This window comes from Rhizobium sp. BK181 (assembly GCF_014193305.1).
GTDB lineage: Bacteria > Pseudomonadota > Alphaproteobacteria > Rhizobiales > Rhizobiaceae > Rhizobium.
The window spans coordinates 1-3308 of record NZ_JACHZA010000040.1 but is presented as its reverse complement, the minus strand read 5'-3'; the positions used below and the strand labels follow the sequence as shown (position 1 = coordinate 3308).

The following is a 3308-nucleotide window of genomic DNA, read 5'->3' as shown; positions in this document are numbered from 1 at the left end:
GCCGTGGTGCTGACGGTGCTGACGGTTGTTGCCGAGGTGCTGACGCGACGGCATTCGCAGTCGATGATCAAGGCCTCGGTGGCGCGCAACTCGGTTGCCGATTCAAACGCCCGCAACAGCGACATCATGCATGCGATGGGGATCACCGGGCGGGCCGTCGATCGCTTCGAGAAGGCCAACCGCCGCCACCTCGACTGTCAGACGAAGACGTCGGACGTCGGCGGCACGCTGTCGGGGCTGTCGAAGGTGCTGCGGATGATGCTGCAGTCGGCAATCCTCGGGCTTGGCGCCTATCTGACGATCCGCGGCGAGCTGTCGTCGGGCTCGATCATCGCCTCGTCGATCGTCACGGCGCGCGCGCTTGCCCCCGTTGATCTCGCGATCGGCCAGTGGAAGGGCGTGGTCGGGGCGCGCCGCAGCCACCAGCGGCTGAACGAGACGCTGGCGGTGCTGAACGACAAGAGCGGCTATGTCGAGCTGCCGGCGCCGCACGAGAGCCTGACGGTCGACAACATCACGACGGTGGCGCCGACCAGCGGCGCGGTGCTGTTGAGCGAAGTCAGCTTCACGCTGAAGGCCGGCCAGGCGGTCGGCCTGATCGGCCCGTCGGGGGGCGGCAAGACGACGCTGGCGCGCTCGATCCTCGGCATCTGGCCGGTGCTGCGCGGCTCGGTGAGGGTCGACGGCGCCGATCTCAGCCAGTGGAACGAGGCCTTCTTCGGCGAGCATGTCGGCTACCTGCCGCAGGACGTGGCGCTGATGGAGGGGACGATTGCCGAGAACATCTCGCGCTTTGCCGAGGTGCCGGATGCGCGCAAGATCATCCGGGCGGCGAAGGCCGCCGACATCCACGAGCTGGTCGTGCACCTGCGCGACGGCTACCAGACCGAGCTCGGTCCGCACGGCACGGCGCTGTCGGCCGGGCAGCGCCAGCGCATCGGGCTGGCGCGGGCGCTTTACGGCGATCCCTTCCTGGTGGTGCTCGACGAGCCGAACTCCAACCTCGACGCCGAAGGCGAGGAGGCGCTGACCAGGGCGATCGCCAAGGTGCGCGAGCGCGGCGGCATCGTCGTCATCGTCGCCCATCGCCCGAGCGCGCTTTCCGCCGTCGACATGGTCGGGCTGGTGCAGAACGGCCGGCTTGCCGCCTTCGGACCGAAGGACGAGATCATCCAGCCCACCGCCAAGCGCCCGCTGGTCGTCGGCAAGACGCCGCCGGCCGCCGGCCGCGACCGGATCGTCAACGCCGCCGAATAGCAGCCAGACCCAAAGAGGAATGGCCTGAACAGGGCCGGGCCCAAAGAGGGCCAGGCCTAAAAAAGGATGGAGCAAGGATAGGAGAGCGTCATGGAGGAGAAACTGATCCTCGGACTGCCCGACGACGGCCAGGCGGCCGTTGCGCCTGCCAACCGGTTCCGGCTTGCCGCCGACAAGGGCGCCGACCGGCGGATCTACTCGCTGCCTTTGCTGTTCGGGGTGCTCGGCGCCGTGCTCGGCAGCGGCAAGGACAAGCCCGAGCCGGCGCATGAGCAGAAGGCGGCCGGCCCGGAGCCGGTGGAGCCGCCCGGTCCCGAGGCCACCAATCTGGCGGCGATCGACGATGTCGCCGCCTTCCTGCGCGACATGACCGACGAGCTGATGGCGAGCACCTCGGGCGTCATCCGCAAGCGCCATGTCGCCTCGGTGCGGCTGAGCTTCGAGGACCTGCCGCTGCCGCGCAATCCGAACCTTGCCGACACGGTGATGCGGGCCTTCAACGCCAACGACAATGACGGCCGCATCGGCATCAACGGCGAGAACTTCCACTTCCCCAATCCTGGTCGGGCCCGCCACGGTGGCGGCGGCGGCGGCCATGGTCGTGGCCGCGGTCCCGGCGATCGCGACGGTGATGGCAACGGTCATGGCGGGGGGGCACTGCCGGGCGGCCCTGGCCAGCATGGCGGCGATGGCGGCGACGACGACGATGACGAGACCCGCGCCAACCGGCTGCCGGTGTCGCTCGGCCGCAACGTTCTGGCCAACGGCCTGGTCAACCTGTCGATGCTGATCTTCCTCGACGATCTCTTGGCCAAGACCTACGATCCTGATGGCGATGAGCTGAGCGTGCGCAACCTGACGGCCTCGAGCGGGGCGATCACCGCCTATGGCGACGGCGTCTGGCTCTATACGCCGGCGCGCGGGGTGAGCGGCCCGGTGATCTTCACCTACCAGGTGAGCGACGGCAAGGGCAGCATCGTCACGCAGTCGAGCCTGTCGCTCCTGAAGGGGGGGCCGCACGAGATTGCCGGCACCGACGGCGACGACCGGCTGCTCGGCACGCCTGAGGACGACATCATCTCGCTGAAGGCTGGCGACGACTTCGTCTATGCCCGCGAGGGCCGTGACGTGGTGTTTGCCGGGTCCGGCGACGACACCGTCTTCGGCGGCGACGGCGACGACCTGATCCATGGCGAGGCCGGCGACGACCGTCTGTTCGGCGGGCTTGGCAACGACGTGCTGTTCGGCGGCGATGGCGACGACGACCTGTTCGGCGACGACGGCAATGACAGCCTGATCGGCGAGGGGGGGCACGACCGGCTGTTCGGCGGCGCCGGCAACGACCACCTGATGGGGGATGACGGCGACGATCAGCTCTTCGGCGAGGCCGGCGACGACCTCATGGAAGGCGGCGCCGGCAATGACGTGCTGACCGGCGGTCTCGGCAAGGACGTGGCGCTCGGCGGCGACGGCAGCGATACCTTCCGGGTCGGGCTGCTCAGCGAGGACCTGCGCCAGGCGGCATCGGCCACGGGTACGTCGACCTCCACCCCCGCCTCCGCCACCACCTCCGACGGCAACGACACCTATGTCGGCGGCGAGGGCAGCGACACCTATGACGCCAGTGGCGCGACGGCGGCCGTTAATGTCGACCTGGCATCCGGCACCGCCACCGGCGCCGATATCGGCAATGACAGCCTTGATGGCATCGAGAACGTCATCGGCAGCGCCGACGACGACACGATTGGTGGCGACGGCAACGACAACCACCTGCAGGGCGGGGCCGGCAACGACCAGCTGACTGGCAAGGCCGGCGACGATACGGCGCTCGGCGAGGCCGGCGACGACACCTTCAGGGTGGGCCTGCTTGGCGGGGACCTGCCGCAGGCGGCCGCGGGTACGCCCGTTACCGACGGCAACGACACCTATGTCGGCGGCGAGGGCAGCGACACCTACGACGCCAGCGGCGCGACGGCAGCCGTTACCGTCGACCTTGCATCCGGCACCGCCACCGGCGCCGATATCGGCAGCGACAGCCTTGATGGCATCGA

Annotated in this window: 2 protein-coding genes; both read left to right on the top strand. The window is 69.3% G+C overall.

What is annotated here, in order from left to right; genetic code table 11:
• A partial coding sequence (locus FHT77_RS31085; protein ID WP_183759302.1) for a type I secretion system permease/ATPase occupies window positions 1-1257 on the top strand: 1257 nt, incomplete at its 5' end.
• A gap of 90 nt (window positions 1258-1347) precedes the next feature.
• Window positions 1348-3308 (top strand): cadherin-like domain-containing protein (locus FHT77_RS32020; RefSeq protein WP_183759301.1); only part of this gene is annotated, 1961 nt, incomplete at its 3' end.